A 458-nucleotide genomic window follows, 5' to 3' on the forward strand; every position below is an offset into this window, starting at 1 on the left:
CCGAACCCGGTGAGCCCGAGGCAGAGCCCGAGCCCGAACCCGGTGAGCCCGAGGCAGAGGCAGGCAGACCTGTTGCCTCACAACCGCCGACCGGTGCGAGGAACGTGCTCGATGCGCTCGGAGCCGGCCTCGACGACCTCCCCGATGAACCGCCTGCGTGGATGGAAACACCGACCGACACCGAAACTGCACTGTCTCCTCCGAGCGTCTACCAGGAACTCGCGGCGCTCAGCCATGACAACCCTGCCGAAGACGAAACCGACGCGAAGACTCCCGCATCGGAAGGACTCGAGACCGACGCGACCGTTCTCGACGAGGCGCACGCACAGCAGACCGACGAGCCGGGGATGGAAGTCGACCTCGACGAAGTCGTCGAAGAGGCCGTCACCGCCATCGAAGAACCCCACATCGAGATCCTCGAACCCACCGACCTGCACGAAGAGCCGGACATCGAGATC

At 65.5% G+C, this 458-nt stretch carries 1 protein-coding gene; it reads left to right on the forward strand.

Annotated features, from left to right (window positions below):
- Positions 1-104: 104 nt before the first annotated feature.
- A partial coding sequence (locus tag GXP34_10920; GenBank protein ID NOY56483.1) for a hypothetical protein occupies positions 105-458 on the forward strand: 354 nt, incomplete at its 3' end.

It is taken from the genome of Actinomycetota bacterium (assembly GCA_013152275.1).
GTDB lineage: Bacteria > Actinomycetota > Acidimicrobiia > Spongiisociales > UBA4744 > BMS3Bbin01.